The sequence below is a fragment of the Candidatus Cryosericum hinesii genome (assembly GCF_003570985.1).
GTDB lineage: Bacteria > Caldisericota > Caldisericia > Cryosericales > Cryosericaceae > Cryosericum > Cryosericum hinesii.
This window is the reverse complement of record NZ_QXIW01000005.1, coordinates 17724-23839: the sequence shown is the minus strand read 5'-3', so window position 1 is coordinate 23839 and position 6116 is coordinate 17724. Positions and strand designations below refer to the sequence as shown.

General features: G+C 57.8%; 6 protein-coding genes and 1 pseudogene. 1 reads left to right on the top strand and 6 read right to left on the bottom strand.

Annotation, left to right across the window (positions count from 1 at the left end; genetic code table 11):
* Positions 1 to 41: 41 nt before the first annotated feature.
* Entirely contained in the window at positions 42 to 524 is a 483-nt protein-coding gene (locus SMC3_RS01005; RefSeq protein ID WP_119086810.1) for an adenosine-specific kinase, read from the top strand.
* Between the two features lie 65 nt (positions 525 to 589).
* On the opposite strand, the gene SMC3_RS01000 is transcribed toward SMC3_RS01005, so the two are convergent.
* The 6 genes and pseudogenes from SMC3_RS01000 to SMC3_RS00975 all read right to left on the bottom strand — a co-directional run.
* Complete coding sequence (locus SMC3_RS01000; RefSeq protein WP_119086809.1) at positions 590 to 1024, bottom strand: hypothetical protein; 435 nt, start codon at positions 1022 to 1024, stop codon at positions 590 to 592.
* A 139-nt stretch (positions 1025 to 1163) separates the two neighbouring features.
* A complete protein-coding gene (locus SMC3_RS00995; protein ID WP_207799597.1) occupies positions 1164 to 1625 on the bottom strand; it encodes an OsmC family protein in 462 nt (153 codons plus the stop codon).
* Between the two features lie 84 nt (positions 1626 to 1709).
* On the bottom strand, positions 1710 to 2876 hold the full coding sequence (locus tag SMC3_RS00990) for a sensor histidine kinase (protein WP_119086808.1): 1167 nt from the start codon (positions 2874 to 2876) through the stop codon (positions 1710 to 1712).
* A 9-nt stretch (positions 2877 to 2885) separates the two neighbouring features.
* Positions 2886 to 3519 (bottom strand): annotated as a pseudogene (locus tag SMC3_RS00985) (response regulator transcription factor).
* A 255-nt stretch (positions 3520 to 3774) separates the two neighbouring features.
* Entirely contained in the window at positions 3775 to 4485 is a 711-nt protein-coding gene (locus tag SMC3_RS00980) for an SIMPL domain-containing protein (protein ID WP_119086806.1), read from the bottom strand.
* Between the two features lie 33 nt (positions 4486 to 4518).
* Positions 4519 to 6116, bottom strand: a 1598-nt coding sequence (locus tag SMC3_RS00975) for a stalk domain-containing protein (RefSeq protein ID WP_165846488.1), incomplete at its 5' end; no start/stop codon positions are given.

The following is a 6116-nucleotide window of genomic DNA, read 5'->3' as shown; positions in this document are numbered from 1 at the left end:
TCCTGCACTTCTGGCGCTACAATGCACGTGGAGGTGATGCCATGCAGCTGGAGCTGGTAGCAGTCACGAAGGACGAGGACATGAACGTCATCATCGGGCAGACACACTTCATCAAGAGTGTCGAGGACATCTACGAGGCTGTGGTGAACGCCGTGCCGGGCGTGAAGTTCGGGCTGGCGTTCAACGAAGCGTCCGGGGTCTGCCTGGTGCGGTGCTCCGGGACGGATGAGCACCTGATCGCACTGGCCCGGGATAACGCCCTGGCCATCGGCGCAGGGCATATCTTCGTCCTGCTGCTTGGAAACGCCTACCCGATCAATGTGCTCAACGCTCTCAAGACCGTGCCGGAGGTCTGCAGCATCTTCGCTGCCACGGCGAACGCACTCCAGGTGATCGTTGCGGACGACGGAACCGGCCGCGGCATCCTGGGCGTCATCGACGGAGAGAAGCCGAAGGGCGTCGAGACCGATGGCGACGCAGGTGACAGAAAGACCCTGTTGCGACAGTTCGGTTACAAATTCTGAGGCAGTCTACACCATCTGTGACAACCAGCCAATCTCTGTGTCGCAGACTGGTGTGTGTAGTTCGACTAGAATCCCCTGGATGCGAGGACAACAATAAGCACGATCGTCCCAATCAGCCAGATTCCTGTCATCGTGCCTCCGATGACGAGAGACTTGTGCGCCCGACGCCTGTCGAAGTCGGCCCCCCCGACAAGGTCGAACATGTCCTGGGCTTCGCGCGCGAACAAGACCGCGAGAAGACCGAGGACAATGCCGGCCACCGGCACGAACACAGACGCAAGGGCAAAGTGCCAAGCGAGCGTCGCCAGCTCAGATTGGCGCTGCATGATGCTGCTCAGACGTATATGCGCGGGATCGAAGAACGCATCGAGCGTATGGTCCTGGGAGGTGTCTGCTGCCACGGCTCTCGGCGCAGCCGCATCCTCCTTGCGCGGCCCGGCGACAGGCGCGCCCACGAGAGGCTGATCCTGATGTTTGTTTCTGTGTCTTCTGGCTCCCATATTCCTATCATATCAAATCATGGGGCAGAGTAAACCAGCGCACTGCATCTATATGGTGATGCAGGAATGGATTCCCGCCTTCGCGGGAATGACGGAGGGCGTGGGAAGGACAGAGCCCCGCGGGAATGACGCATGGCGATCAGACGACCTCGCCGGTCTCCTCGCCCGTACCACGGATGATGTGGTACTTGTGGACCATCGCCACACCGGGGGCCAACGTCCCACCGACAGAGCAGTACTTCTCGGCGGACAGCCGGATCGCTTTGACAACGTTGTCCGTCAGAACAGTGTCACTGGTCAGGTAGTAGTCGACGAAGATGCGGGTAAACCGGCGAGGGGGTTCCTCGGCGCGTTCGCCGGACAGCTCAACACGAAATCCTGAATACGATTCTTTCATCTTGGCGAGGATCGAAACGATGTCCATCCCCGTGCATCCACCGAGCGCCATCAGGACCAGTTCCATAGGGTTGGACCCAGCTCCATGACCACCACCCGATTCGGACGTATCGAGAACAACCCAGTGATTGGAAGGACCGCGTGCCACGAATGTGAGTCCTTCAGTCTGATGAACTTCGGCGTGCAACATGTTGTCTCCGGCCATGGACTACTCCCCGCAAACAAGTCGGCCGCCATGGGCCGCAGATGTCAGTGTAATCCTGCGAGCAACAGGTACAAGACGAGTTCTTCAGGAAGCCAGAAGGGACTCGTCGCGAGCGATGACAGACCGCGGATAAGATATGGTTACGCGTGTGCCAACGTCTACCGTGCTCCTGATGTCGAGATGGCCACCTTCGATCTCCACGAGATCCCTGGCGATGGGAAGACCGAGGCCCAGACCTCCACTCCTCCTGTTGCGCGAACGATCACTCCTGAAGAAGCGGTCGAACACGTGAGCCAGGTCCTCTTCGGGAATTCCGGACCCGGTATCCTCGATGACGATGTTGACCCCGTGCGACCCATCGATTGCGCTGGAGAGGGTCACGGAGTGTCCCGACGGCGTGGCAGTGATAGCGTTGCTCAGCAGATTGGCCACTGCCCTGTCCAGAAGCTGACGGTCGAGGTGAACCTTCACGTTCGCCCCGAACTGGTGCGACAATAGAACTCCACGGGCCACAGCGATGGGGGCGAACCTTCGCCAGATATACCCCAGCACCTCATCGACGTCGAAGTTCGACTCCTCGGGCATGACAGCGTTGTTGTCGATCTGGGCAAGTTGCCGCAATTCATTGATCATGATCTCGAGATTGGCCGTCTCCTGGGAAATCGCCTCTGCCGCCGAATGCAGCTCCTGAGGGCTGGAGATCAGCTCAGCATCAAGAGCTTCCATGTAGCCCTTGATGACCGTCACGGGGGTGCGAAGCTCGTGAGAAAGGTTGGAGAAGAGTTCCTGCTCCACCTCGTCACGGCACTTCAGCTCGTGTGCCATGTGGTTGAGCGAGTCGGACAGCTCGGCAAACTCACGCAGTCCCTGATTGTCCGAGATCTGTGCGTCGTAGTCGCCATGGCCGATGCGGTCGGCGAAGCCAGCGAATCCGGAGATAGGCTGAGAAAAGCGTCGCGTGAACCAGCTCGCCACGCCGAGTGCGATCAACATGACGGCGCATCCGCCGATCCATACAGAGAGACGCATCATGTCATGGAACTTGAGATACGTGGCAGTCAGCAGATAGGTCTTCGGCTCGATGACCATCGACTCGATGCCGAAGGGTGACCCATATCCGCCGGAGAGGAAGGTCTTGAATGCCCGTATGAAGAAGGCGTCCGCTATGCTGATCGACAGCACCATAACCAGCACCAGAAGCGCCGCGTAGCTGAGGATCAGCCTGGTATGGAAGCTGGACGCCTTCTTCAACAGGTCACGTTACACCAGGATACGGTATCCGACTCCGTAGATAGATTCGATGTACGTCGGGTTTCCGGGGTCGTCCTGGATTTTCTTGCGGATATTCTTGATGTAGGCATCGATGGTACGGTCGAAGACTTCGTCATCGCTGCCGCCGTAGATNNACCTCGAATTCCTTGGGGGTGAGCATGATATCCTTACCCGCCTTCACAACGCGATGCTTGCCCGGATAGACGACGATATCCTTGAAGACCAGTTTCTCCACCGGCGCCGTGTCAGCCAGACGCTCCCAGTCATACCGCCTGAGCGCCGCCTTGATACGGGCCATGAGCTCGCGCGGGCTGAAGGGCTTGGTCACATAGTCATCTGCGCCGATCTCCAGGCCTTCAAGCTTCTGGATCTCATCGCTCTTGGCCGTCACCATGATAATCGGCACGGTCGACTTCTTGCGAATTTCGCGGCAGACCTCCTCGCCGTTCAGTTCGGGCAACATGAGGTCCAGGATCACGAGATCAGGTTTCTGCTCGTCGAACAGGCGCAATGCTTCGCGCCCAGTCGCAGCCAGAATGGGTTCATAGCCTTCCTTCTGCAGATAGAGCTTCTCGAGCGTACGGATGTTCTCTTCGTCTTCGACGACAAGTATCTTTTTCATGGTTGTATTCTACCCTCGATGGATGATTGTGTCATCGCCTTGTGTGAACAGACAGTGAACCGCAAGACAGCATGAATAGCGCTTATGGTTCAATCACGCCAAGAAGTGGCATTCAACTGGATTTCCGTTCCCAATTGTGAAGAACATGAAATCATACTACCATCCTGTCGCCTGTATGCAACACCGACAACATGGTTTTGCCCCGTCGTCGTGTCCGACGGGGCAAAACGGACGAACACTATGCCAGCAACGCCTTCAGTCGAGCTCGAAACTGACGGATACCGAGACCGACAGGATATTGGTACCGGTTTCCACGGGGACGTAATCTGTAGCGCCCCCCATTCCCTGTGGACCAGCATAGACCACTGAAGGCCCGGACCAGTCTGCCGCTATCGAAACGATGTCACCCAGGGTATGAGTTGTGCCTGCCAGCGTTCCCATGGCTTTCGCCCGGGCGTTCGCCATGGCATCCTTCATCAGTCCTGCCTTCAGCTCCTCGCGATTGCTGATATCGAAGCTGACACTGTTGAAGATGTTCACCCCAGCCTTCGAACCTGCATCGATGATGGCCGACACGGTCTCGGGCTTAGTAGTCACGGTCACCGTGTTTGTGACCCGCCACCCTGTCGGTTGCGCCGACTTCCCACTTGAGTAGTCGAAGTTCTGGCTGACGTAGAAACTGCTGGTCTGGATGTCTTCGCTCTTGACGCCGAGCGCCTTCAGGGCAGCCAGGACGCCGTTCATTGTCGCCGCGTTGTCCTGTTGAGCCTTCTGCACTTCCGGAGCGTCTGTCTGGACGCCAAGATCCAAATGGGCGGTATCTGGTACAAACGACTTCTGGGCCGTACCGGTAGCAGCAACAACCCTGGACACACGCGGGAGACGTGCAATACCCAGAGCAAGCGCTGCCACGGAACAGACGACCGTGACGACCAGCAGACCGACGATCAATCCCTCATGCTTCATGTTACACCCCTCTCTGATGAATTAGTGCTGGACTCAGGACTTCGGATACGTGATGTCGATGCCCTGAGTGGGAGCGTTCCACACGACTTTTGCGTTGAATGCTTCCGAGATGAACCGAATTGGAACCATCGTTGTGCCCGCAATAATGGACGGCAGACCCTGGAGTATTATCCTCTTGCCGTTCACCGACGCATAGTTGTATCCCATCTGGAGGTAAATGGTCGTGGAGACCAGCTGAAGCCGGACAATCTGGAACACGGGCTCCCACTCCACCATGGCTCCGAACGCCTCTCCCATGAACCGGAGCGGGACCATCACGACGCCCTTCACGTTGATGGGAGCCGCCTGCAGCGTCTTCGACACGTCGTTGATCATTGCAGTCCTGTTGCCAACCTGCAGCCGAATCAACGTGCGCGCGACATAGGTGACAGGGATGTCGGCCTTTGCACTGTTCCCCGCTGCATCTGTCGACGTTACCTCGACAACGTTCAGCCCTTCCTTCGGGAACATGTACATGACGCTGAACGAACCGTCCGCTGCGACGTTTACCCGTGAGCCCGCTACCGTCAGGGTCGCACCGGCCTCAGTGTTGCCGGTGACCGCTACCTGCTGCATCGTCACCGTCGAATAGATCTTCGGGGATGTCAGCGCAAGCACAGGCGGCTTGGTATCGAGGGTCACATTCACACGTATCTGGCCGACATTGCCTGCGACATCCGTGGCGATGACCTGGACAACGTTGGTTCCTTCGTGGAAGCTGACACCCGCAGAGAATTCGCCTGTAGGCAGGACTGTCGCGGCAATCCCGTTCACTGTGACGGAACTGCCTGCTTCCGTGCGACCGGTCAGTGTCACGTTCTGAACCCTGCCCGAGCTCCCTTCCGTTGGCGAGAGAATCGTGATCTGAGGCAGCGTCGTCTTCACTTTGAAACTCAACGTGTTTGGATTCTCCTGGTTCCCCAGGATGTCCCGCACATAGTAGACAACCGTTATGTTACCATCTGGGACCTGAATGGGCGAAACATATGGCGTTTCAGCGCCACCGTTGATTCGATAGAAGACAGACAACCCTGCACTGGAGCCGCCAATAATGGCGATGCTGACGACAGGGTGGGTCTTGTAGTACCCGTTGAGTCCGTCAGGATTCACAGGGGTCACTACCGCAGTCGTGCGACCAACAGCAACAATCTGATACGTCGCGCTCGAGACACTGCTATTCTCCGACGTCGTATACACTTGCAGCGCAACAGACTGAGGGGTCGACGGGTTGCGGATTCCCGCAGCCACGTCGAACATTACCTGCACCTGAGCATTGACACCTACGCCGACCGCTACGGTGACGTCGACGCGCTGGCCTACGACTTGCACTGCAGGCGGAGTCAGCCCATTGAGGTGCACAGAACTCGGCGAGATGGTTGCGGGCAACAAGGTACCAGCGGGGAAGATGATGGAGACCTTCCCCTGGTTGCCTGTGAGGTCACCGGCAGGACCAGTCGTGAAGGTGACCGTATACCCGGATGTCAGGCCGGCTCCGCTCGTCGTGAGCACGACCTGTGGCTGCGTTGCAGCCCTTGCCCGCGGAAGGCAGACGCCTGCGAACGAAGTCGCCAGCAATGAAACGATAATCAAGA